This is a genomic window from Nocardia sp. NBC_00881, from assembly GCF_045207455.1.
Classification (GTDB): Bacteria; Actinomycetota; Actinomycetes; order Mycobacteriales; family Mycobacteriaceae; genus Nocardia.
On the sequence record NZ_CP108798.1, the window covers coordinates 1,570,837 to 1,594,350 of the forward strand.

At 67.3% G+C, this 23,514-nt stretch carries 18 protein-coding genes and 1 pseudogene; 14 read left to right on the forward strand and 5 right to left on the reverse strand.

The features are described from left to right. Window positions 1-9 precede the first annotated feature (9 nt). From OH799_RS06400 to OH799_RS06410, 3 genes are read left to right on the forward strand one after another with little or no spacing between them, the layout of a single operon-like run. A complete protein-coding gene (locus OH799_RS06400; RefSeq protein ID WP_406276502.1) occupies window positions 10-1,224 on the forward strand; it encodes a tyrosine-type recombinase/integrase in 1,215 nt (404 codons plus the stop codon). Next, entirely contained in the window at window positions 1,221-3,899 is a 2,679-nt protein-coding gene (locus tag OH799_RS06405) for a tyrosine-type recombinase/integrase (RefSeq protein WP_406276504.1), read from the forward strand. The genes OH799_RS06400 and OH799_RS06405 overlap by 4 nt, the downstream gene beginning before the upstream one ends. Then, entirely contained in the window at window positions 3,886-4,452 is a 567-nt protein-coding gene (locus OH799_RS06410) for a hypothetical protein (RefSeq protein ID WP_406276506.1), read from the forward strand. Before OH799_RS06405 ends, OH799_RS06410 begins: the two co-directional genes overlap by 14 nt. A gap of 352 nt (window positions 4,453-4,804) precedes the next feature. On the opposite strand, the pseudogene OH799_RS06415 reads toward OH799_RS06410, so the two are convergent. The 3 genes and pseudogenes from OH799_RS06415 to OH799_RS06425 form a co-directional block, all read right to left on the reverse strand. Then, a pseudogene (locus OH799_RS06415) lies at window positions 4,805-5,827 on the reverse strand (tyrosine-type recombinase/integrase); the annotation flags it as partial. A gap of 389 nt (window positions 5,828-6,216) precedes the next feature. Further along, the gene (locus OH799_RS06420; protein ID WP_406276675.1) at window positions 6,217-7,752 is read right to left on the reverse strand and encodes an AMP-binding protein; all 1,536 of its coding nucleotides are present in this window, start codon (window positions 7,750-7,752) and stop codon (window positions 6,217-6,219) included. A 52-nt stretch (window positions 7,753-7,804) separates the two neighbouring features. Then, window positions 7,805-8,380 carry a TetR/AcrR family transcriptional regulator gene (locus OH799_RS06425; RefSeq protein ID WP_406276677.1) on the reverse strand — a complete coding sequence of 192 codons (576 nt, stop codon included), beginning with the start codon at window positions 8,378-8,380 and terminating at the stop codon, window positions 7,805-7,807. Window positions 8,381-8,626: 246 nt separating this feature from the next. Between OH799_RS06425 and OH799_RS06430 the strand changes: the two genes are divergently transcribed. From OH799_RS06430 to OH799_RS06450, 5 genes are all read left to right on the forward strand, one after another. Further along, a complete protein-coding gene (locus OH799_RS06430; RefSeq protein WP_406276679.1) occupies window positions 8,627-9,970 on the forward strand; it encodes a phenylacetate--CoA ligase family protein in 1,344 nt (447 codons plus the stop codon). After that, window positions 9,967-10,665 carry a hypothetical protein gene (locus OH799_RS06435; protein WP_406276681.1) on the forward strand — a complete coding sequence of 233 codons (699 nt, stop codon included), beginning with the start codon at window positions 9,967-9,969 and terminating at the stop codon, window positions 10,663-10,665. Before OH799_RS06430 ends, OH799_RS06435 begins: the two co-directional genes overlap by 4 nt. Next, a complete protein-coding gene (locus OH799_RS06440; RefSeq protein WP_406276683.1) occupies window positions 10,662-11,393 on the forward strand; it encodes an enoyl-CoA hydratase-related protein in 732 nt (243 codons plus the stop codon). Before OH799_RS06435 ends, OH799_RS06440 begins: the two co-directional genes overlap by 4 nt. A gap of 77 nt (window positions 11,394-11,470) precedes the next feature. Beyond that, a complete protein-coding gene (locus tag OH799_RS06445; RefSeq protein ID WP_406276685.1) occupies window positions 11,471-12,655 on the forward strand; it encodes an acyl-CoA dehydrogenase family protein in 1,185 nt (394 codons plus the stop codon). A gap of 27 nt (window positions 12,656-12,682) precedes the next feature. Beyond that, window positions 12,683-13,798 (forward strand): acyl-CoA dehydrogenase family protein, encoded by a 1,116-nt coding sequence (locus OH799_RS06450; protein ID WP_406276687.1) that lies wholly within the window; start codon window positions 12,683-12,685, stop codon window positions 13,796-13,798. A 135-nt stretch (window positions 13,799-13,933) separates the two neighbouring features. Here the strand turns inward: OH799_RS06450 and OH799_RS06455 are convergent, their stop codons facing one another. Then, window positions 13,934-14,689, reverse strand: a complete 756-nt coding sequence (locus OH799_RS06455; protein WP_406281869.1) for an SDR family NAD(P)-dependent oxidoreductase — start codon at window positions 14,687-14,689, stop codon at window positions 13,934-13,936. A 5-nt stretch (window positions 14,690-14,694) separates the two neighbouring features. Beyond that, window positions 14,695-15,546 carry an enoyl-CoA hydratase-related protein gene (locus OH799_RS06460; RefSeq protein ID WP_406276689.1) on the reverse strand — a complete coding sequence of 284 codons (852 nt, stop codon included), beginning with the start codon at window positions 15,544-15,546 and terminating at the stop codon, window positions 14,695-14,697. Between the two features lie 180 nt (window positions 15,547-15,726). Here OH799_RS06460 and OH799_RS06465 point away from each other — a divergent pair, with 180 nt between their 5' ends. Genes OH799_RS06465 through OH799_RS06490 form a run of 6 tightly spaced genes read left to right on the forward strand, consistent with a single transcriptional unit; the run spans window position 15,727 to window position 23,480 of the window. After that, on the forward strand, window positions 15,727-17,208 hold the full coding sequence (locus OH799_RS06465) for an aldehyde dehydrogenase family protein (RefSeq protein ID WP_406276691.1): 1,482 nt from the start codon (window positions 15,727-15,729) through the stop codon (window positions 17,206-17,208). A 23-nt stretch (window positions 17,209-17,231) separates the two neighbouring features. Then, window positions 17,232-18,113 carry an NAD(P)-dependent oxidoreductase gene (locus OH799_RS06470; RefSeq protein ID WP_406276693.1) on the forward strand — a complete coding sequence of 294 codons (882 nt, stop codon included), beginning with the start codon at window positions 17,232-17,234 and terminating at the stop codon, window positions 18,111-18,113. Next, entirely contained in the window at window positions 18,103-18,912 is an 810-nt protein-coding gene (locus OH799_RS06475; RefSeq protein ID WP_406276695.1) for an N-acyl homoserine lactonase family protein, read from the forward strand. The genes OH799_RS06470 and OH799_RS06475 overlap by 11 nt, the downstream gene beginning before the upstream one ends. Window positions 18,913-18,925: 13 nt before the next feature. Continuing rightward, a complete protein-coding gene (locus tag OH799_RS06480; protein ID WP_406276697.1) occupies window positions 18,926-20,083 on the forward strand; it encodes an acyl-CoA dehydrogenase family protein in 1,158 nt (385 codons plus the stop codon). Then, the gene (locus OH799_RS06485; protein WP_406276699.1) at window positions 20,080-22,161 is read left to right on the forward strand and encodes an acetate--CoA ligase family protein; all 2,082 of its coding nucleotides are present in this window, start codon (window positions 20,080-20,082) and stop codon (window positions 22,159-22,161) included. Before OH799_RS06480 ends, OH799_RS06485 begins: the two co-directional genes overlap by 4 nt. Next, window positions 22,158-23,480, forward strand: coding sequence for an MmgE/PrpD family protein (locus tag OH799_RS06490; RefSeq protein WP_406276701.1), 1,323 nt, complete (start codon window positions 22,158-22,160; stop codon window positions 23,478-23,480). The genes OH799_RS06485 and OH799_RS06490 overlap by 4 nt, the downstream gene beginning before the upstream one ends. Window positions 23,481-23,514 lie beyond the last annotated feature (34 nt).

The window sequence follows — 23,514 nt, forward strand, 5'->3', positions numbered from 1 at the left end:
CGGCCGGGCGTGGATGATGACCGATTCGTTGTCCGGAAGGTTCGCCATCGCGACGGGCGGCTGTCGCACTGGATCTTCACCCCGGCCGGGGAGGTGCACCGGCCTGCGCTGGCAGTACTGACCCGGTACGGGACTGCGACGCAGGAGACCTACGCCTACAGCCTGGTCGATCACCTCAACTGGCTGCACGTGAACAACCGCGGCCCTGACTCGGTCACCTTCGATGACCTGCGCCGCTACATGAGCGGCGTCACCGGCCAGGCCGACGGCGTCTATGGCCTGGCCTGGCGACGGCCGGACCAGAAGCCGCTCGGCACGTCGGCCGCGGGCAACGTCGCGACGGTGGTGAAGGCGTTCTACCTGTCGCTGCAGGTGACCGGCGAGGTCCGGCCGGATCTGGTGGAGGCTCTGACATCCGGTCGCAGCTTCACCCAGCACGGGCGGTCGAAGCGGTCGATCGAGTCGAATCCGCTTGCGCCGCGCAAAGGTTCGCGACGGCCGCGGTTCCTGCCGGACGAGATCGTGGAGGCACTGTTCGAGCCCGGGGTCCTCACGACCGCCCGGGACGTCATGATCGTCACCTGGCTGCACGACGGTGGCCTGCGCGTCGGCGGCCTCTGCGGTCTGCGGTTCTGCGACCTGCACCTGACTCGGCACCATCCCTGTGGGCAGCGCGCCGACCCGCACGTTCACGTGGTCGGCCGCGACGACAACCCCAACGGGGCGCGGGCCAAGTCCTACGTCTCGGCCAGCCCGACCAGGGACGGCTACACCGTCGACGGCGTCATCCGCGCGGTCAGCGACGACATGATCAGCACTTTCTACGCCTATCTCCTGGACGAGTTCCATCCGATCCAGCACCTGGTCGACCACGAGCAGATCCTGGTCCATCTGGGCGGCGCCACCGCCGGCGCGGCGCTGCACACCGGCGGCGTCCGCAAGGTGCTGGGCAGAGCCTGCGACCGCGCTGGCTTGGACGTCCGGGTTCTCCCACATTCATTCCGTCACAAGGCTGCCGCCGGTCTCTATGCCGAGTCCGATTTCAACGCCGAGCTGGTGGCCCAAGAGTTCGGATGGTCCAGCCCAGCCATGGTGACTGACGTCTACGGCAAGTCCGCCAACCGGCACGCGATGAAGTTCCTGCAGCAGGCATGGGAGGCAACCGCCCGCCCACCGGCCGAGCATTACCTGACACCGGGCGTGACAAGCGGAGCGGAGGAATGACGACGGCTGTGACGGCCAGCGAAGTGCGGCCGGTGCCGGTTCCTGTCACGTCGAGCGACTATCTGAAGCTGGGCCCTGAAGAGCGTTACCAGCTCGCTAGTCAATGTTTCCCGGCTTGGCTGCTGGCAGAACCGATCGAATTTCCGCCTTTTCATTCCACCTTCGGCTGGGTCTGCCGGGTCAGCGAGTGCGAGGGCACGTTGCGCGCAACCGACACGATTCCGTTGTGCGCCACACATGCACGAGGCTATCTCCAGGTCAGGAAGACCACACAGCTCGAGGACTACATTGCCACCACGAAACCCATCCAGGCTCCGATGTTCGGCTGGGCATTGGTCCGCGGACCGCTCTGCAAAGTCGACCGCTGCCCCCGGGAGATCGAGCGCAGAAGTTACTGCTCCGCACACAACTCAAGTCTGTCTCGAGCGAAGGCCCAGGGCATCAACGAGCAGGATTGGCTGCCGCGGCAGGAACCGCGTCCGCCGTTCGAAACGTGCTCGGTTGATCGTTGCGTCCACGACGGACGACTCTCGGTAACTCTCGACCGGGAGTGTCGCCAGGTTTGCCGCGGGCACGCACAGCGCATCAACCGGTGGCTGAAATCATTTGGTGCACAATCGGGTAGCACCTCCTGGAAGGATCTGTGCGAAGCCCCGCAGCTCCTCGCGTCGGTCTTGTTGCCGAGCTGCCGTGGTCGGCTGTCGCTGGCCAACCTGCCGGCAGGTCTGCAACAGGAGATCCGTTATGCGTTGCACCGGTACGCGAATACCGCCCGGCGGTCGCAGTTGCGCCCCTTCGGGCTTCAAGCCGTCGTTGACGGGCTGGCAGAAGCGGGGGTGCAGTCACTCAACGATCCGGCAGTCGCCGATTTGGCCGCCCAGCGCAGCAGGCAACCATGGGAGCGGCGAATTTGGATGCATCTTCCCATCGCCGCTCGCAGCCTCATGGTCTCGGCCGACGCCGCCAAAGACGCCGGGTGGTTCGACCCTATGATCGTCGGCGCCGCGCCTTTCCCCGGAACACAGGGACACGAACACCGCCGCAAGCCTTGGGATCTCACCGCCGTGACGCAACGATGGCTCCGCGACCTCCTCTGGGACCATCTGCACGACGAGGCACTGAAACCGCAAGGGAAACGTCCCTCGTCGTCGACGATTAGCCCGCGGATCGCCGGCATAGCACTGTTGTCGCGGATCCTGCATCAGAACCGCGGCGACCACGGGAACGTCCCCGAGGCGATCGGCAAGGCCGACGCCGACGCGCTCAAACACACCTGGGATCTGTGGTATCAGGAGAAGACCCCGCTCCCGGTCGTGTCCTCCCACAACGAGCCCCGCACGCTGACGGAAACGACTCGGACGATGTTCATGATCGCCATCCGGCAAGTCCTGCGGCACGGCCGTGCACAGGGCCGGACTGCCGCCGAGCTGGACCCGTTCATCCTCAGCTTGCCGGAATACCCGAATCCCTCGAAGAAACCGCGGCCGCGGCCGCTTAGTTACGGCGACTTCCAGCAACTGGTCGACCCGGACAACCTACGCGCGCTCGACGCCATCGACGACGACCACCTCGGCCTCTCCGACGTCTGGCTCGCACAGGCGTTTCAGGGCGGCAGGATCAGCGAGACACTCAAGCTCCGGCTCGGCTGCATCGGACTCGTCGGCGCCGCCCAGCCCTACATCTGGCGCGACATCACCAAAGCCGGCGTCGTCGACTACGGAATGCCATGCTACCTACCGGTTTACGAGCGCCTGCTCCGCCGCCAGGAGATCACCCGAGCCAAGCTTCGGATCCGCTACCGCGATGAACTCGATCGGCTCGACGACCGCGGCCAAGCCCGGCTGGAAGCATCCTGGGACCGGGCGATGCCGTTGTTCCCACGGGTCACCCTGAATCCCGACCTGACACTGGAAGTTTCCCAGTCCCGATTCCGCGAGGTCTGGACAAGCTGGTTCGAAAGCCTGGGGCTCAGCTCGATCACCACACACCAGACCCGGGCGACGCTGGCCACCTCGCTCCTGAACAACGGCGCACCACCCGCCCTTGTCCGCCAACTGCTCGGGCACTTCTCCGAAGAAGCGCTGGCCCATTACGCGAACTACAGCAACAACACGATGACCCGGCATCTCCAGCAGGTCTGGACTGCAGGCCCCGGAATGAACAAGCCCGGCACCATCCTGCTGCGCCCCACCGACCTCAAGGCCGACAACCCCGCCGCCGCAGCGGCACGGATCGACCTGGCGGTGGTGCCAGTCGAGCATGGTCTGTGCCGTTACGGTCCGGTCGTCGGCGGCGCGACCTGCCCCTACGGCAAGAACTGCAGCGATGGCCCGAAAGGTGCCTGCGAGCATTTCGTGCTCACCGGCGCCGACCTGGCCTACTGGGAACGCAAACGCGACGCCGCAATCCACTTCGCCGAGGGCGCACCCACCGACGAAGCGCGAGACTACATCCTCCGCCAATGGGAGCCTTGGGAACCCGTGCTGACCGGCCTGCGCGACGCATTGGACGAACTCGGCCTACTCGAAACCGCCGAAAATCTCGACCTCCGCACCCCGGTCCACGACTACTTCGACCCGCTGTTCTCCACCGGATGGCAAGTGAACCAACTGAATACGAGCAGCCAACCCGGCAACGACGGCATCCAGGAGGCCAAACCCGTTGACAGCCAATAAACGTCGTCGCCCGGCCGAGGCAATCGCGCAACGCTCCCGCACCAGCGCTGACTGTGAGAAGCGTGTTCGCCGGGCCCTGACCAAACTCACCAAGACCGGCGCGCCGTTCACCATCGAGAACGTCTGCGACCTCGCCGGCGTCGGCCGGACATTCATCTACGACAAACGCCGCCCCGAACTCACCAAAGCCGTCCTGACAGCCCGTGACGCCTCCCAAGCTGCCACCGCCAAACGCGCTGAACAGGCCGTCGATGCCGAGACCGCATCCTGGCGCGAACGCGCCCTGAACGCCGAAGCGATCATCCGCTCACTGCGCACCGCGCTCAAGGACCGCGACGCCCGCATCAGCGACCTGACCGGACAGCTCTACGACCCTGACGGAAACCACCTGACTGACGAAAACGCCAAACTGCGAACCCTTCTCACCACACTCAACGCGAACCTGACCAAGACAACGAGCGAGAACCGCACCCTCCGCCGATCACTCGACGCCTCCCGCGCCAACGTCAAACGCGAACGCGAACGCAACGTCACCCAGCTCTTCTGCCAGTGACACGCCGAGCGAACCGATGTCGCGGACACGTTCTCGACTGTCTCACCAGCGAGAATGATCTATCACTTGGCGTGTCGTCCGCTAAGGTCGACATCGACGCCGAACTCGCCCAGCTCGGGCCGACCGGGTACCGGCCACTGCGAGTGCGCGACACGCTGTTCTGAATATCGTCAAACCGCCCGGTAACCGGGCCGAGAACATATGGTCTCGGCCAGGAGCAGTTCGTTGAAGGCCGCGACCCGGCCGGCGTCGGGTTGGCGGCGGTGCCCATGTTGCGACGTTGGGTGATCAGATCGGTGATGAGACTGTCCAGGGGCTCGGGCATCGGCACGTCTTCTTCAGCGATCCGGAGGTGCCCGACCTGCTGCTGAACGAACAGCGGGTCGAAGCCGTCCTCGATCAGATGAGTGATGTAGCTGTGGCGCAGGCAGTGCGGTCCAAGTTCGGCCGGCAGGCCTACCCGCTCTCGGAGCTTGACGAACGCCGCGTTGAACCGGGTCTCACTCATCCGCTGCGACCGCTCCGACGGCCACAATGCCGCGCTGTTCTCGCGGCGGCAGTACGGCCAGATATCGTGCACCCACTCCGTGAGGATGTCGACCGACCACGGCATCACGGTCAGCACGCTGCGCCGTTTCGGGCCGCTGCCCTGGCTGCCCTTGCCGAACCTGACGTAGCAGACACCGAAGTCGCCGAACTCCGTCGCCTTGGGGTTGCGACCGAAATCGTGGACCTCCAACCGCACCAGTTCCCGGCGACGAAGCCCAAAAGCATAGGCGGTCTTCAACATTGCCGCGTCGCGGAACGCTGCCACGGCGCCCTTGCGCCCGTTGCGGCGGATCTCCTCCACCATCTCGTCCGCCGCATCGAACAGCAGCTGCAACTCCTGCCGGGTCAATGCCCGCCGCTGCGGGCGTCCCTCGACGTCGAGGATGTGCTTGGCGCTGTTCCAGTCGTGGCTGATCTGAATCGGGTGAGTGCCGAATCGCTTCTCGCACTCGACATCCCACCCGTAGAGTGGTTCACAGACGTAGCCAAGGAACGAGCGGATCGCCAGCTGGTAGGCCCGCACTGTCGACAACGCCAGCCCGCGCACGGCACGTAGATCGGTCGACCACTCCTCGAGATGCTGCGGCGTCCACTGCCACGGGAACCCACCGAAGTGGTCATGAAACCGCCGTAGCAGATCCAATCGGGCATCGACAGTGCCGAAGGCCAGGTTCCGGCTCAGCTGCTGCCGCCCCCCCCTTCCAGCATCGCCTCGAACACCTACACGTCCGGACGCGGCAACGGCACCCCGGCCGCCACGACCCGATGGGCCGCGCCAGCGACCTCCAACCTTCGCGATCCCGCCACCCAACACCCCAACATCCACCGAATGATTCCTTCATCAGATGACAAATGGGGTGAAGAGTGGCTGATCACAGCCCCGGCTCCGATACCTCCCGCGCTATCGACCCAAGTCGGGCGCCTGCGAATTCCCGCAGCTCAGAAACCAAATCTATTGACGCAGAGAGCCTTTCATCAGATGAAATATGGGCCAGGGCCCGGATAACAGTCTGTTATCCGGGGTAACGTCGGAGGCGGCTTGCGGCGATCCCGCCGCGATACAACGCGATCCGGCCCTGTTATCCGGGCGCGAACTGACCAGCCTCATCGGTCCTGGCGCTTCCCGCACCCACTGACCAGCGGCTACGCCATATCCGCCCGATTTTCGGCAGATACTACGGCGACCCCTTGTGGGGCCGGCGCTTCGGTTTGTGGTCAGGAGCGGACGTTGTCTCCGCCGGGATAGCCGCCGCCGCCGAACATTTGGTCGAGGGTTTCGTAGTCCTTGGTGCCGTCGCGTTTGGGGATTTCGTCGACGAATTCGACGGTGCGAGGTTTCTTGTAGGAGGCGATGCGTTTGCGGCAGTGTTCGATGAGTTCCTCGGCGGTGACCTGGGCACCATCGGCGAGGGCGACGACCGCTTTCACCGATTGGGTGAACTGCGGATCGGGCACACCGATGAGCGCGGCTTCGCGGACAGCGGGGTGCTGTTCGATGCAGGTCTCGACTTCGGCGGGGTAGATGTTCTCGGCGGCGGATTTGATCATTCGGGTCATGGTGCCGATGAAGTGGATGGTGCCGTCGGCTTCGCGGCGGCCGAGGTCGGTGGTGTGCCACCATCCGTCGCGCATGCGTTCGGCGTTGATGTCGGGGCGGTTCCAGTAGCCGCCGTGCACGACGTCGCCGGCGACGACGATTTCGCCGGGTTCGCCGATCGGTTGTTCGTTGCCGTCGGTGTCCACGATCCGGACCCGGACCAGGGGGGCGGGGCGACCGGAGTTGCCGTGTCCGCGGCCGCCGTGTCCGTTGACCACGGCCAGGCCGCTGACCTCGGTCTGGCCGAAGCCGCCGGGGGTTGTCCCCCAGGGGGTGGTGTCCTCGGCCAGCAGCCCGTTCCACAAGGGGGTGAACGGGCCGCCGCGCAGTGTGGACACGTCGTGTTTGCCGGGGTCGTAGATCTGGGTGATCTGCATGATGGTCGGAGCCATCAGGAACGCCGAGGTCACGCCCTCGCGGGTGATGATGTCGAGGACGGTTTCGGCGTCGATGCGGCGGAGGAAGACGTTGGTGCCGCCTTGCAGGTAGACCGCGAGGGCGTCCCATTGGAAGTTGCCGATGTGGAACAGCGGCCCGGAGTTGAGGAAGATCGACTGGTGGCTCGAGCGGGTCAGGTACGAGGCTTCCAAGGCCATGGCCAGTAGGTTGCGTTGGGTGAGCAGCGAGCCGTTGGGTTTGCCGGCGATGGCGGCGGTGTAGATGACCAGCAGGGGCAGGTCGAGGTCGACCGGGTCCCAGGGGTCGTCGGTGCCATGGGCGGCGATGGTGTCCTCGTAGCTGCCCGCGCCGGTGGTGTCGTGTTGCCACCACACCGGCTCGCGGTGGGTGAGTTTCCGGGCGTCGCGGACGGCGTCGCCGATTTCCTCTTCCTGCCAGATGACGACCTTGGGGTCGAAGTCGTCGATGACGAAGGCGAATTCCTCTCCGGATTGGCGCCAGTTGGTGGGGCAGATCATCGCACCGAGTTTGGCGCAGGCGCCGAGGAGTTCGAAGACCCGGAACGAGGTCTGGCCGAGCCAGAGCACTCGGTCGCCTTCGCCTACTCCGGCGGCGCGGAGTGCGTGGGCGGTGCGGTTGACGCGATCGTCGAACTCGGGCCAGGTCAGCCGGTTCTGGTCGTCCACGATGGCAGTGCCGGCTGGATAGCTGCGCCGGTGTTCACGCGAGATGTCACCCAACGCGGTGGGAGTCACGGTTTCTCCTCGTCTGCGATAGTTCAAAGTAGATCAGGACTGCAAGAAGGGGTCAGGGGTGGCCGAGTCCGTGGAGGACGAAGCCGTGGACGTGGACCACGAGATCGTCTTCGTCCGGTGGTAGCCGACCGTTGACGCCATTGGTGAGCAGCCCGCGGACCAGGTGCCCGATGAGCATTGCCCCGGTCGCGGGATCACCCAGTGGCAGTTCTCCGGTGCGCATTCCGCGGCGGATGATCTGGGCGAGTTGTTCGTCGAAGATGCCGTACAGCACGGCTACCTGCTCGGGCAGGACATCCATCAGATCCTGGTCCAGGAACAGCCGGGTGCGTTGGGCCCGGCCCTGGTCGTAGAGGATGCCGATGTTGTAGCGCAGCCAGGTGTCCAGTTGTTCGGAGACCGGCGTTTGCGGGTCGATCGCGTTGCGCAGTCGGTGATCGACGAGGCGTACCTCGTCGTCCAGCAGGGCCAGGATCAGGTGAGCCTTGCTGGGGAACCGGCGGTAGAAGTTGCTCGCCGAGGTGCTCGAGGCGGCCAGCACCTGACGCACCTTCAGCGACCGGAACCGGGAGCGCTCCAGCACCGTCCACGCCGCGGTCAGGATCCGCCGCGTCTCCGAGTCCCGCACAGCCGATCGGTCGGCCGGCGGGAGATGCGAATTCTCACATGTGGTGACGGACGGCTGCATCTGTGCACCTCCGCTCTGCCGATCGCGACATGGACCTATGGATTAATCTTATATATGATTCTACTACATAACACTGGATGGAGGTAGCGGCCGGAGGAACGATGTTCCATAGGTTGCCGGGTGCGTGCCGTCCTATGGTGTGAGCCACATTTCTTGGTGGTGCCGACTGACGAAGGAAGTCACGACGTGGATGCGACCCGGTCAAGAACGCTCGTGCAGAGCGTGGACGGCCCCAACCGGCGGTATTGGCAGCCGGATATCGAGACAATGCCGCGGGCGGGGTTACGCGAGTTGCAGGAGAAGCGGATGCTGGAGCTGATACCCGCGGCCTACGAGAATTCGGGATTCTATCGCGAGCTGTGGTCCGCGGCCGGGGTGGACCCGAACCGGGTGCGTTCGCTCGAGGACTTCCTGGCTCTGATCCCGACGTTCACCAAGGACGACCTGCGCGCCTATCGGGATCGGACCGGTGACCCGTTCGCCGGGTTGCTGCAGGTGCCCGTGGGTGAACTGACATCGATTATGACCACGTCGGGGACGACCGGCACGCCCGAGCTGGTCCCCGAGATCTGGGATGTCGCGTCGCCGCTACCTGGGTGTTCGATCCGGGACCTGTGGGAAGTCGGGTTGCGTCCGGGGGACCGGGTGATGGTGCCGGCGGGTGCCTTCCGCGGCTTCTTCGACATGTTCTACCAGGAGCTGGGGCTGGTCCCGATCTATGTCGACTCCTGGATCGGCCGGGGCGCCGAGCTTCTGACGGCGATGCGGCGCTTCCGCCCCGCCTACATCCAGATGATCATGCCGACGGTGCTGGAGCTGGAGCGGCTGGAGAGCGCCTACGACGTCCGCGACGCCTTCTCCTCGGTCAAGGGCGCCGCGTTCGCCGGGCAGCCGCTCGGTGCTTCGCTCGCCGCAAAGGTCAAGGACGCCTGGGGCGTCGAGCTGTTCACGTATTCCAGTGCCGGGGATACCGGAACCGCGTGGGAGTGCCGCGAGCACAACGGCTACCACCTATGGGAGGACCTGGTCCTGGCCGAGAGCCTGGAGACCGAGAGTGCTCGTCCGGTCGCCGACGGGACGGTCGGCGAACTGGTCGCCACCGACCTGGACAATCGGGCAGCTCCGCTGATCCGGTATCGCAGCGGCGATCTGGTCCGGTTCGACCGGGGCGTCTGCGGGTGTGGCCGTACCCACGTGCGGCAGTGGATTATCGGTCGTCTCGGCGACGAAACGGTGGTCGAAGGTAAGCCGGTCGTCGTCGGCGAAGTGTGGCAGGCGGTCGAGTCACAGCGCGAGACCCACGACGGGATGTTCCAGATCATTCGGGAGTCGCGGGTCACCGATCGGCTGCGCCTCCGGGTCGGCTACCAGTCGGAAAGCGAGCCGGATCTCAATGATCTGCGCGGCCGGTTGCGCGCCGCGGTGGCGAGCCGGGTCGGGGTGGAGCCGGAGATCGAGCTGGTTCCGGTCGATGACCTGATCGCGCGGAGTTCAAGTGTTGCGAAGTTCCCGAGGGTGGTGAAGAAGTGAGCCGGGAATCGATGATTGCCCTCGCGGGGCGATACCCGTCTTTGGCCGGTATCGGGCAGTTCGTCCGCGAGGGCGGGAATGTTGCCTTCGAGCTCGGCTGGCCGGAGGTCGAACGGGATACTGTGTGGGCGCGCCGGTTGCTCGCGGTCTGGGGCCTCGGCCCGGCCGATCACGTGTTGCTCACGGTGCGCAATGCGGAAGGCCCATGGTTCGGACCCGTCGTGCGCGCGCTGCGCGCCACCGGCGTGATCTTCAGCAATGCCGAGCCCTACGCCTGGGATGTCCGCCGCAGCACGGCTTTCCTGGACTACCTGCCGATAAAGGCCGTTATCGGGCTCTCCGGCGAGTGCGCCGATACGCTGCTGGCCGACGAGCGGGCCGCCGACCTGCTGCGAAAGGTGCCGGTGATCTGGGCGCGTACCGATGCGATGGCTTCACTTCGCGCGGCCGGACTGCATCCGGCCGACGCGGCGATGCTTGGGCCGGCGCTGGGTGTGGAGTGTCCGGAGCGGTCAGGTCTGCACCTCGATCCGGAGGAGTGGCAGATCACCGCGGGCGCAACTGGTTTGACGTTGTCAGTGGTCGGGGATCGGACCTACCGGGGCCAGGATCTGGCCCTGAACATCACCGGAGCGATCGACGAGACGCCGTGTGCCTGCGGCATTCCGGGTCCCCGGATCCGGGGCGACGGGTGACGGCGGCGGCGAGGCCGGTCCTCACGACTGACGTCACCGAGCATGTGCTGACGATCACCCTGGCTCGGCCGCGAGCCCGGAACGCGTTGTCCCCCCAGCTGCTTCGAGAACTCGACGACGCGCTGGATGCTCTGGAGAACGACGACACCGTCCGCGCGGGAGTCCTCACGGGGGAGGGAAGCGCCTTCTGCGCCGGGCTCGACCTGAAGGTCTTCGCGGCGACCGACTCCGATCGGGCTGCCGCCAGTGCGGTCATCGGTCGCGTCGGGCGCCTGGCCAAACCTCTGATCGGCGCCGTGCACGGCCCCGCGGTGACGGGTGGCCTGGAACTGGCATTGGGATGCGATTTCCTGATCGGCAGCCCACAGGCCCTCTTCGCCGACACCCATGCCACCGTCGGGGCCTTTCCGGGAGGAGGGCTGACGGCACGCCTTGCGCGGGTGATCGGCGCACCCGCGGCCAAGGCCATGAGCCTGGCCGGACTGCGCCTCGATGCCGAGGCTGCGCTGCGGCTGGGTCTGCTCGTAGAGGTCGTGGATCGAGAAATCCTGGAGGCCAGGGCCCAGGAACTGGCGCGCAACATCGCCGCGGCCGACCCCGCGTACGTGGCCGAGGTCCGCGCGCTGCACGACGGCAGTGTGCACCGCTCGGCGACCGAGGCATTGGCGGCCGAGCGGGCCGCTCATCAGCGGTGGCACCACGTTCGTCGCCCGGCGTGGAACGTGTGAGGCGAGGTTCACCACTCGGCGGTATATAGTTAGATGATTAAAAAGATAAAGCTTGATAGCCGATCGAGGAGATGTGTATGGATCTCGAGCTCTCTCCGCGGCTGCGGGAGTTCCGCGACGAGGTGCGGACGTGGCTGTCCGAGCACCTGGTGGGCGAGTTCGCGGCGCACCGCGGTGTCGGCTTCGCGTGGGACGACGCCGCCTGGGATGTCCGGCTGGCGTGGGACAAGGAACTGGCCGCGGGCAATTGGCTGTGCCTCGGCTGGCCGAAGGAGTACGGCGGGCGCGAAGCGACGGTCGACGAGCAGCTGATCTTCCAGCTCGAGTACGCGCGGGCCGACGCGCCCTACCGAGCCACCTGCCAGGGGCAGGACCTGTTCGGGCCGACTCTGCTGGCCTTCGGCGCCGAGGAGCAGAAGCGGCGGTTCCTCCCCAGGATCACGGCGGTGGAGGAGCAGTGGGCGCAGGGATTCAGTGAGCCCGGATCAGGGTCGGATCTCGCCTCGCTGCGGACGAAGGCGGCCCTGGACGGCGACGAGTGGGTCGTGTACGGCCAGAAGATCTGGACCTCGGTCGCCCGCTACGCGGATTGGCTCTACGTCCTGTGCCGGACCGACTCCTCGGTACCGCGACACAAGGGCATCTCAATGCTGCTGATTCCGGTCGATCAGCCGGGTGTCGAAGTACGTCCGATCCGGAACATCCTCGGCGGGAACGATTTCTGCGAAATCTTCTTCAACGGTGCGCGCACCTCCGCCGACATGGTCGTCGGTGGTGTGAACCAGGGCTGGGGGGTGGCGATGGGGGCGTTGGGCACGGAGCGCGGAACGACTCTGCTGTCGGAGCATCTCCGGATCGCGCACGAAGTCGATCGGATGATCGCCGACGCACGGGACAGTGGCGAGTCGGACCAGCAAACGATGCGAGTGGAACTGGGCCGGGCCTGGAGCGAGGCGCGCATCATCGAATGGAACGGTCGGCGGCTGATGAGCATGCTGAAGAACTCAGGCGGCGATCCCGCCGCCGCCCAGGCGTCGATCAGCAAGGTCTTCGCCTCCGCCGCCCACCAGCGAATGGGAGAGCTGGCGATGCGCGCTCGAGGTGCGCGCAGCGAACTGGTCGGCGACGGCTACGGCCTCGATCGGCTCCAGCAGGTTCTCCTGGCCAGCCGGGCCGAGTCCATCTTCGGTGGAACGACACAGATTCAGCTCAACCTCCTCGCCGAACGCACGCTGGGTCTGCCCCGCGAGCCTCGGCCCTGACACGTGGTGACCCGAGAAGGGAATGGTATGGATTTCACGCTGAGCGACGAGCAGACGACGCTGAAGGAGGTCCTGCGCGACTTCTTCGAGAAGAAGTCGCCGGAGGCCGCCGTCCGGGGCCAGATGGCCGATCCGAGCGGCTACGACCGCGGGCTGTGGCGCCAGATGGCGGATCAGCTGGCTCTGCCGGGCCTGACGGTACCCGAGGAATTCGGCGGAGCCGGGTTCACCTTCGTGGAGCTGGGACTCGTTGTCGAGGAAATGGGCAGGGCGCTCGTCGTCTCTCCGTTCTTCGCGTCGTCCGTGATGGCCACCGGCCTGCTGGTAGCGCTGAACGATCCGGACGCCAACGCCGAGTACCTGCCGAAACTGGCCGGGGGTGAACTCATCGCCACCGTCGCCCTCGCCGAGAACTCCGGTTCGTGGCAGCCCGTCGACGTCTCGCTGACGGCGACCGAGACCGCGGAGGGGTGGATTCTCTCGGGACACAAGTCCTTCGTACTCGACGGTGCGGTGGCGGATCTTCTTCTGGCCGTTGCCCGGGCCGGCCGGCGGATCGGCGTGTTCGCCGTCGACGGAGCGGCTGGCGGCACGACCCGGATGCCGCTGCACACCATGGACCAGACCCGCAAGCAGGCGCGCATCGAGTTCGATGCGACCCCCGCGCGGTTGATCGGCACGCTCGAGAATGGTTGCCGTGCCGTCGAGACCATGCTCGACCACGCGAGTATCGCGCTCGCGGCCGAGGCCGTGGGCGGCCACGGCCGGGTGCTGGACATGGCGGTCGACTACGTGAAGATGCGGGAGCAGTTCGGCCGTCCGATCGGAAGCTTCCAGGCGATCAAGCACAAGTGCGCCTCGATGCTGGTGGAGCTGGAATCCGCGCGGTCGGCGGCCTACTACGGGTTGTATGCGGCGTCGCACGGCGATCCCGAGGTCGCGCAGCTCGCGAGCCTGGCGAAGGCGTTCTGTGCCGACGCGTTCCTCGGGGCCAGCGGGGAGAACATCCAGATGCACGGTGGCATCGGATTCACCTGGGAACACCCCGCGCATCTGTATCTGAAGCGCGCCAACAACATCCGCGCGTTCCTGGGCGACTCGGATTTCCATCGGCGGCGGCTGGCCGACCTCGTCGGGATCTGAATCGCCACCGCCGTTCGGCGGAGACCTACCGTGCGCAAGCGGGGTGTGCGTCCTGCGGGATCCGCACCCCCCGACGGGCGAGCGACCAGCGCGATCCCTCACCATTTTCCGGTGCGGGCGGCCCGTTTCCGCACGTCAGGACATCGTGAGGCCTCCGCTGACCGACAGGGTCTGCCCGGTGATGTAGGCCGCTTCGTCGCTCGCGAAAAACGTCACGGCGGGCGCCACGTCGTCGGGCGTGCCGATCCGCTTCATCGGCACGGCTTTGCTCAGCGCGTCGAATCTCCCCTGCCCGGCCTGTGCAACCTGTTCGAGCAGGGCTGTGTCGGTGGGGCCGGGGCAGACCGTGTTGACGGTGATTCCCTTGGTCGCCGTCTCGCGCGCCAGCGCCTTCGCGAAGGCGATCACCGCGCCCTTGGTGCCGGAGTAGACGACCTCACCCGAGGAACCCACGCGGCCGGCGTCGGACCCGATGTTGATGATCCGGCCGAATCGGCGCTCGATCATCCCGTCGAGGATGGCGCGGGTGACGATGACTGTGCCGAGGTAGTTGACCGCGACGATCTTCTGCCAGGTGGGCTCGGTGGATTCCACGAACCGTTCGATCCGGTCGATCCCCGCGTTGTTCACCAGGATGTCGACGCCGCCGAGATCCGTCTCGATCGCCCCGACGACGTCGGCCACGACTCCGCTGACGGAGACGTCCATCGCGTATCCGGCGACCCGGGATCCGGTGGTGTCTGCCAGTTCGCCCGCGAGCTTCCGGGCGGCGTCGCCGTCGAGGTCGGCCAGCGCGACCTGGGCGCCCGCCCGCGCGAGGTGGCGGCTGATCGCGGCGCCGATCCCGCCTGCGGCACCGGTGACAAGGGCTGTTCGTCCGTTGAGTCGCACGCTGCTCACCTCGGTTCCGTCGGCAGCGGCGGCGGGTCGCTCGGCGTCGCCGGATTCCACGGTGCGAATTGTGGTGGCCGTTTCTCGGTGTAGCTGGCCACTCCCTCGGCGAAGTCCGGATGTTCGCGCAGGACACCCATCCAGTACCGCAGCGCCAGGACGCGCGCCTCCTCGTGCGTGCTCTCCTGGGCCGCGTAGACCTGCCGCTTGATTACGCCCATCGCCACCGGTGACGAGTTCCGCGCGAGTTCCGCCGCGTACTCCAGGGTGTTATCCAGCAGTTCCTCCGGCTCGTAGACCCGGTCCACCAGGCCCAGTTCGTGCGCTTGCGGAGCCAGCAGGACCCGGCCGGAGTACAGCAGATCGAGAGCGGTGGAAAGGCCGACGACGCGGGGCAGAGACCAGGCCAGACCATGCTCGGCCATGATTCCACGCTGCACGAAGGCGGTGGTGATCTTGGCCTTCGCGGAGGCGAATCGCAGATCGCAGTTCATCGCCGCGATCAGGCCGATGCCGGCGCAAGCGCCGTTGATCGCGGCGATGATCGGTTTCGGAATGGTCAGCGGGAGCGTCATCGGCTGCCGAAGGTGCGGGTTCGTCGTGGTCCCGTCGCGGACCTGGTCGGCAAGGGCTCCGACATCCATGCCGGGGCAGAAGCTTCGGCCCGTTCCGGTGACCACGATGACGCGCACTCGATCGTCTGCCGCGCAATCCTCGAGTGCCCGATAATATTCCGTCTCCATCGGAACGGTCCACGCGTTGTTGCGTTCGGGGCGGTTCCAGCTGAGCACGGCGACTCCGTCGGAGATCGTGCGTGTGACCAGGTCGCTGCCGGTCGTTGTTTCGGCTGCCGCCATGTCGCTCCTTCGTCTGTCGCGTGAGTCGTTCCTCGACGACGCCACAATTGGTATAAAAGGTTATATCATTAAAGTACTACCAGCGTTGTCGAGCGCGGAGGTGCTGCGACACGACCACCGGCCTCCGGGACTGTGGTAGGGACTATATAGATAAACTATCTATCTAATATGAGGTGCCGCATGACGGATTCGATCACCGCCGCACGCGAACTGGCAGTCATGGGACTGCCCGACGTGCTGCACACCGTTGTCGCCGGTGACTGGTCCGTGAGCGAGCCGAGCCAGGATCTGGTCGACGTCGACGACCCGGCCACCGGCGAGGTGATCGTGCGGTTCGCGCCGAGTTCGGCCGACCAGGTCGACGTCGCGGTACACAGCGCACAGGAGGCGCAACGGCAGTGGACGCGACGCGATCCCGCCGATCGCGGGCGGGTGTTGCTCCGGATCGCTGACGCGCTCCGGAGCAACGCAGACACCCTGGCTCGGCTCGAGACGCTGGACTGTGGCAAGCCGCTCGCTCAGGCGGCGGCCGACATCGCCCTCAGTGCACGCTATTTCGAGTACTACGCGGGCGCCGCGGACAAGTTCGGTGGCGAAACGATTCCGCAACCGACGGGCACGTTCGCCTACACCGCGCATGAGGCGCTCGGTGTGGTCGCGCACATCACGCCGTGGAACGCGCCGTTGAGCCAGCTCACCCGAGGGATCGCGCCGTGCCTGGCGGTCGGCAACGCCGTGGTGGTCAAGCCCTCCGAGCTCACGCCGATCACGACCGTGGCGTCGGCCCGGATCTTCGTGGAGGCGGGCCTGCCCGCCGACCTCTGCAACGTGGTGCTCGGGTTGGGGACGACCACCGGCGAGGCGCTGACGCATCATCCCCTCGTCCGGCACATCACGTTCACGGGATCGGTCGCGGCGGGACGCAGGGTCGGAGCCGTCGCCGCGGAACGGATCGTCGGAATCAATCTCGAGCTGGGCGGCAAGTCGCCGACGATCGTGTGCGCCGACGCGGACCTCGATTCCGCAGCGCAGGCCGGCGCGCTGGCCGTGATCCGCAACTCCGGGCAGTCGTGCTTTGCGACCACCAGGCTGCTGGTCGACCGCGCGGTGCACGACCGCTTCGTTGAACTGGTCGCCGAGCGCATCGACGGGCTCTCGGTAGGTCACGGCCTGGACGATCCCGACGTGGGCCCGCTGATCTCGGCCCGGCAGAAGGCGAAGGTGCTGGGGATGATCGGCGACGCCGCTTCCTCCGGCGCGCGGGTCGTGGTGGGAGGTACGGCGGCGGTGGTGGATTCGGCCGGCCACTTCGTGCAACCGACGCTGCTCGCCGACGTCACCAACGACATGCCGGTCGCGCGCCAAGAGATCTTCGGCCCGGTCCAGTCGATCCTGGCGTTCGACACCCTCGATGAGGCCATCGACGTCGCCAACGACACCGAGTACGGGTTGTCGGCCGGCGTCTTCACCCGCGACATCGGCCGCGCACACACGGTGGCCGGAGCCCTGCAGGCGGGGCAGGTGCAGATCAATCGGTACACGGGTGCCGGGGTCGAGGTGCCGTTCGGCGGATACAAGAACAGCGGGCTGGGCCGGGAGAAGGGTATGGCAGCCCTGCGGCACTACACCCAGCTCAAAAGCGTGATCATGGCCATCCCATGACCGGAGCACTGCAGGGAGCAGACATGGACGAACCGAACGTGTTGGGATTCATCGGGCTCGGGGTGATGGGCTCGGGTATGTGCGCCAACCTCGTGGCGAAATCCGGTCATCCGGTGGTGGCATACGACCCCGTCGCCGCCAACCTCGACGCGGCCGTGGCGGCGGGGGCCAGGTCGGGAACGGACGTCGCCGATGTGGCGCGCCGGGCCGACACTGTGTTCCTCTCCCTACCGTCGATCGACGAAGTGGAGTCGGTGTGCATACAGCTGGTCGCCCGCGAGGCCCGGCCGCGGCGGATCGTCGACATGAGCACCAGCGACGTCACCCGGACCCGGGCGCTGGCGTTCGCACTGGCGAAGCAGGACGTCGTGTTCTTCGACGCCCCGGTCGCCCGGATGCGGCAGGCGGCGCGCGAAGGAACACTGCTCATCATGGTCGGCGCTTCGGGCGCACAGTTCGAGGAACTGGAGCCGTTGTTGTCCTGCATGGGCACCGACGTGGTCGCCGCGGGCAAGGTCGGCAACGGTCAGGTGATCAAGGTGCTGAACAACATGGTGCTGTTCGTGACTATGAACAGCCTGGCCGAGGCGATGACGATCGGACGTCGTGCGGGCGTGGACGGACGGCTGTTGTTCGAGACCCTCGCGCTCGGCTCCGCCGACAGTGCCGCGCTGCGGAAGACGGGAATGGCCACCCTCGTGCCGGACGACTTCCCCGAGCAGGCGTTCCCAACGAAGTACGCTATCAAGGACCTCCGGCTCGCTCTCTCCCTGGCCGATGCCGAGAAGGTTGAGGCAAGCGCCGCTTCCCAGACCATGGACATCCTCGCGCGGACCCGGGATGCCGGCCTGAGTGACGCCTACTACCCAGCGATGATCAAGGTGATCGACGGCCGTGTCGGTTGAAGCGGGATCGGATTGGGAGGTCTGGGCGATCCGCCTCGGTTCGGTGGATCGTCTCGCCCGCGACAACTTCCTGTCGCCGGGGGATCGCACCGGCACCATGCGGCTCGACTTCACGATGTGGGTCGCCCGGCGCGGCGCCGAGATCGTCGTCGTAGACACCGGATTCGCTACGGATGCCGGCCGGCGCCGGGGGCGGGTCCTGGACACGGCACCGGCGGAGGCGGTGCGGCGGCTCGGCATCCGTCCCGAGAATGTCGCGACGGTGGTGCTGACCCACCTGCACTATGACCATGCAGGCAACGTCGGGGATTTCCCGAACGCGCGCGTGCTGGTACAGCACCAGGAGATGGCGTACGTGACGGGCCCGCGCATGCGGCATCCGCGGCTCAGCCACTTCTTCGAGCCGGGCGACATCGTGGATGTGGTCGAGCGGATCCACAACGGCGGGGTCGAGGTGCTGGACGGTGACGTCATCCTGGCGGATGGGTTGGAGCTGTATCTGATCGGCGGGCACACCCAGGGACTCCAGGTGGTCAGGATCCGCACCGTTCGCGGATGGATCGTGCTGGCCTCCGATGCCTTGCACTACTACGACAACTTCCGGGAGCGCAATCCGTTCCCCGCCATTCTCGATCTGGGCCTGATGTTGGACGGCTACGACCGTCTGGTCGAGCTGGCCGACAGTGAAGACCACATCGTGCCGGGCCACGACCCGGAGGTCTTCGCCCGCTACCGGGAGGAGCCGGTTTGTGGCGGCGGCGACATCGTCGCCCTTCATCTTCCCTCTCAATCCGGCTGAACTGGAGACTCACGTGGACTTCGACCTTCCTGAGGAACTCGACGACCTGCGCCGCTCGGTGGAGGCGTACGCCCAGGACCGGCTGGCAGAGGGTGCGCTGGCGCGCGCCCACGCCGACGGCTATCCCTGGGATGTCGCCAAGGAGATGGGCGCGCAGGGACTGCTCGGCCTGACCATCCCGGAGGAAAAGGGCGGCCAGGGCGGCACGCTCCTGGCGGCGGTGACCGCGATCCAGGCGGTCGCCACCGGATGCCCCCGCAGCGCTGACGTCGTCCAGGCGGGCAACTTCGGTGCCATCCGCACGTTCGCCGAGTACGCAACACCTACCCAGCGCGAGCGGTACCTGCCCTCGCTACTGGCGGGCGAGACGTTGATCGGTCTCGGCATGAGTGAGCCCGAGGCGGGCTCGGCCGTCACCGACCTCGCGACGAGCGCGACTCCGCGCGGCGACGGCTATGTGATCAACGGGACGAAGGTGTTCTCGACCAACAGCGCCGAGGCCACCGTCTTCCTCGTGTACGTCCGTTACGGGCCCGGTGTCGGTGGTATCGGCTCAGTGCTGGTCGATCGGGGCACCCCCGGCCTCACGATCGGCGCGCCCTCGGAGTTCATGAACGGCGAGGATTGGTGCCAGCTCTATTTCGACGAGTGCTGTGTTCCCACTGAGCAGGTGCTGCTGGGGCCGGGCGGTTTCAAGCGCCAGATCAGCGGATTCAACGTCGAACGTCTCGGCAATGCCGCACGGTCGATCGCGCTCGGCCGGTACGCGTTCGACCGTGCCGTCGAACACGCCAACACCCGCCACCAGTTCGGTCGGCCGCTGTCCGAATTCCAGGGCCTGCAGTGGATGTTCGCCGAGGCCGCTGTGGAACTGGAAGCGGCTCAGCTGCTGTTGCACCGCGCCGCGGCGGCCGCCGAGCGGAACGGAACTCCGACCGCGATCGACACCGCGCTGGCGAAGTTCGCTGCGAACAAAGCAGGGTTCCGTGCGGCCGATGTCGCGGTCCAGGCGATGGGCGCCACGGGTTTCAGCAAGGAATCGCTGGTCGAGTACTGCTTCCGCCGCACCCGGGGTTGGATGATCGCGGGCGGTTCCACCGAGATCCTCAAGAACCGCATCGCGGAGTCGGTCTTCGACCGCCGGTTCAGCCAGCGGAGCAACGCCCGGTGAGCGGCGGCTTCTACGACGCGCTGGTCCGGCCGCGCTCGGTCGCGCTGGTGGGCGCCTCCGCGACGCCGGGCCGGACGACGGCGCGGCCGCTGGAGTTCCTCGAGCAGCGCGGGTGGACAGGCACCGTCTACCCGGTCAATCCGACGCACGAACGGATCGGGAACCGGCAGGTGTGGCCGAGCGTCGAGCAACTCCCCGAGGTGCCCGATCACGTGCTCGTGATGACGACCACCGACCCCGGGATCGACGTGGTCGCACAGTGCGTGGCGCGAAAAGTACCGGTGGTCACGCTCATGGCGGACGGTTTCGTCGATTCCGCCGAGGGTGGGGCCGGTCGCCGCCGGCGACTCCTGGATCTTCTCGAGGGTTCGTCCACCCGGCTGCTGGGGCCTAGCAGCCTGGGCGTCGCCGCGGTCGGCGACGACCTCATGCTCACCGCCAACGCCGCCTTCGCCGACCCCGAGTTACGCGGCGGTGGTGTGTTCGTCGCGTCCCAGTCCGGGAGCGCCATCGGCGCTCTGGCCACCCGTGGCAGCGAGATGGGTATCGGGTTCGCCGCCCTGGTGTCCACCGGGAACGAACTCGACCTCAGCCTCGGGGAGATCTGCCGTGCGGCAGTGGACGACCCGCAGGTGTGGAGTTTCGCCCTGTTCCTGGAAAACGTCGCCGCCGCAGCCGATCTCGCGGACTTTGCGGCTGCCGCGGCAGCGCGGGGCAAACCGATCCTCGCCTACAAACTCGGCCGATCCGAGGCCGGCGCCGGCCTCGCGTTGTCCCACACCGGCGCGCTCGCCGGCGACGACGCGGTCGCCGACGCGTTGCTCGCCGATCTGGGGATCGCGCGTGTGCACACCTTCGAGGCCCTGTTGGAGTCCCAGCAGCTGGCCTGCGCGATCGGATCCACCGATAGCGGCCGGATACCGCGGGTAGGAGTGCTGTCCACCACCGGCGGCGGCGGCGCCATGATCGTGGACTGCCTGGCCGTGCGGGGGGCTGAACTACCCGGTCCGTCACCCGAGACCATCCGGCGACTGGCCGAGATCGGCGTGTACACCGGGCCGTCCGCGTTGATCGACCTGACTTTGGCCGGTACCCGCTACGAGGTGATGAAGGGCGCGCTCGACATCGTGCTGTCCGCGCCCGAATTCGACGTGGTCGTCGCGGTGCCGGGAAGTTCCGCGCGGTTTCGCCCGGACCTGACCGTGAAGCCCATCGTGGAGGCCGCCGAGGCGGGAAAGCCGCTGGCCGCCTTCGTCGTTCCGGCCGCGCCCGACGCCCTTCGGCTGCTGCGCGAGCACGGGGTGTCGGCCTTCCGTACACCCGAGTCGTGCGCCGATGCGATCATCGGCCTTTTCGGCCGGCGGAGCATCACGGCCGCGCCCCCGCGGACGACGACTCCGGTCGGGGCCGGCGTCCTGCTGGACGAGGCGTCGTCGTATGACCTGCTGCGCCAGGTCGGTGTCCCGGCGGCCGATTTCGCCGTGGTCGACATCGACGACCTGCCGAGCCGCCTGCCGGTTGCCGGGCCGGTCGCGGTAAAACTGTTGTCCGACGAGGTCGCGCACAAGTCCGACATCGGGGGAGTGGTGCTCGGCGTCTCCGACGCGGCGGGCCTGCGCGCGGCGGTCGAGTCGATCGGCGCGACGGCTGGGAAGGTGCTGCGGGTCCCGCCGAAGCAGGTACTGGTGCAGACGATGGCCGACGGCCTCGGCGAGGCGCTGGTGGGGATGCGCCGCGACGACCAGGCCGGTCCGATCGTGCTGCTGGCCGCCGGTGGCGTGCTTGCAGAGCTGTACCGCGACCGCAGTGTGCGGATCGCGCCCGTCGACCTGGAAACCGCCCGCACCATGGTCTCCGAGGTCGTGGCATTCCGTGCGCTCGCCGGATACCGCGGTCGTCCCCGCGGCGACCTCGAGGCGCTCGCGCGGGCGGTGTGCGCGGTGTCGAAACTGGCCGACTTCCCCGGTCCGGTCGTTGTCGAGGCCGAGGTGAATCCGCTGATCCTGCTTCCGGAAGGGCACGGGGTGGTTGCCGTGGACGCGCTGGTGCGCCTGGCCTCCGAAAGTAGCGCGCGATGACCGCCACAGTCGCGCAATCGCTGGCGCGGCACGCGACCGAATGGCAGGCCGATGTGGCGACCCCGCAGCGCGCGGCCGCCACCGACAATGCCGTGGTGGACTGGTTCGGCGTCACCCTCGCGGGTAGCGGGGCGGGCGCGGCACGCGCGCTGGCGACCGGTCTCTCCTCGACGCCGGAGGGCAGCCGCCTGATCGGATCAGGGCAGCGGGCTCCGGTCACGGTCGCCGCCCTCGTCAACGGCACCGCGGCACACGTGCTGGAACTGGACGACATCTACGCCCCCGGCCTGTTCCATCCGGGCGCGCCGATCGTCGCCGCGGCCTTCGCGGTCGCCGACGAGCGGGGTGACTCCGTGCCGAAGTGGAAGTCGGCCGTGACGACCGGCTACGAGGTCGGTTGCCGGGTGGCTCGCGATCTGGGACCCGCCCACTACGCCCACTGGCACACCACCGGTACCGCCGGGACGGTCGGCGCCGCCGCCGCCGTAGCCGTCCTGCTCGGCCTGTCCGCCGAACCGTTCGCGCACGCGCTGTCCCTGGCGGCCACTATGTCGGCGGGATTGCAGCAGACCTTCCGCAGCGACGCGATGGGCAAGCCATTGCACAGCGGCAACGCCGCGCACGCCGGTGCGGTCGCCGCGATCGCGGCCGCCAACGGCGTCACCGGCGCATCCGACGTGTTCGAGGGCACGGCCGGGCTGGCCGCCGCCACGGGCGCCGCTACATCGTGGGAGCACAGCCGCCTGCCGTTCGAGGGCCCTGCGGCTATCGAGCAGATCACGGTGAAGCCGTTTCCCTGCTGCGGGCACACCTTCGCCCCCATCGCCGCCGCGCTCCGGCTGCGACAGGACGGGATCGACCCGGCGGGCATAGCGACGATCGAGGTGGCAACCTACAGCGCGGCGATCGCGGTCGCGGGCATCGCCGCGCCGCGGAGCCCGCAGGAACGCCGGTTCAGCATCCCCTTCACGGTGGCCCGCGCTTTGACCGACGGCGCGGTGCACGAATCGGGCTTCGCGTCCTCGGACCCGGCACTGGACGAACTCTGCGCCGAGGTCGTCCTGACCGTCGACGACCGTTTCGAGCAGGCGTTCCCGGACCGGCGTGGCGCGCGGGTCGTAGTGACCACCACCTCGGGACAGCGGCATGAGGTCGGCGTCCCGGACCGCCCCGGCAGCCCGCAGAATCCGCTGACCGCGGCCGATATCGACGCGAAATTCCTGGCGGCCGTGGCGCCGGTGCTCGGCGAACGGAGCCGGGAGGCGCTGGACCGGCTGCGCGGGAACGCGACGGCCGTCGGCGATCTGGTGGTCGTCTGATCCGGCGCTGCTCGCGATCCGGGTTGCCGGGGCC

Coding starts and splice junctions, on each gene's coding strand:
- OH799_RS06405 (WP_406276504.1), top strand. CDS start 1,221: ATGACGACGGCTGTGACGGCCAGCGAAGTGCGGCCGGTGCCGGTTCCT.
- OH799_RS06445 (WP_406276685.1), top strand. CDS start 11,471: ATGGATCTCGAGCTCTCTCCGCGGCTGCGGGAGTTCCGCGACGAGGTG.
- OH799_RS06450 (WP_406276687.1), top strand. CDS start 12,683: ATGGATTTCACGCTGAGCGACGAGCAGACGACGCTGAAGGAGGTCCTG.
- OH799_RS06460 (WP_406276689.1), bottom strand. CDS start 15,546: ATGGCGGCAGCCGAAACAACGACCGGCAGCGACCTGGTCACACGCACG.
- OH799_RS06465 (WP_406276691.1), top strand. CDS start 15,727: ATGACGGATTCGATCACCGCCGCACGCGAACTGGCAGTCATGGGACTG.
- OH799_RS06470 (WP_406276693.1), top strand. CDS start 17,232: ATGGACGAACCGAACGTGTTGGGATTCATCGGGCTCGGGGTGATGGGC.
- OH799_RS06490 (WP_406276701.1), top strand. CDS start 22,158: ATGACCGCCACAGTCGCGCAATCGCTGGCGCGGCACGCGACCGAATGG.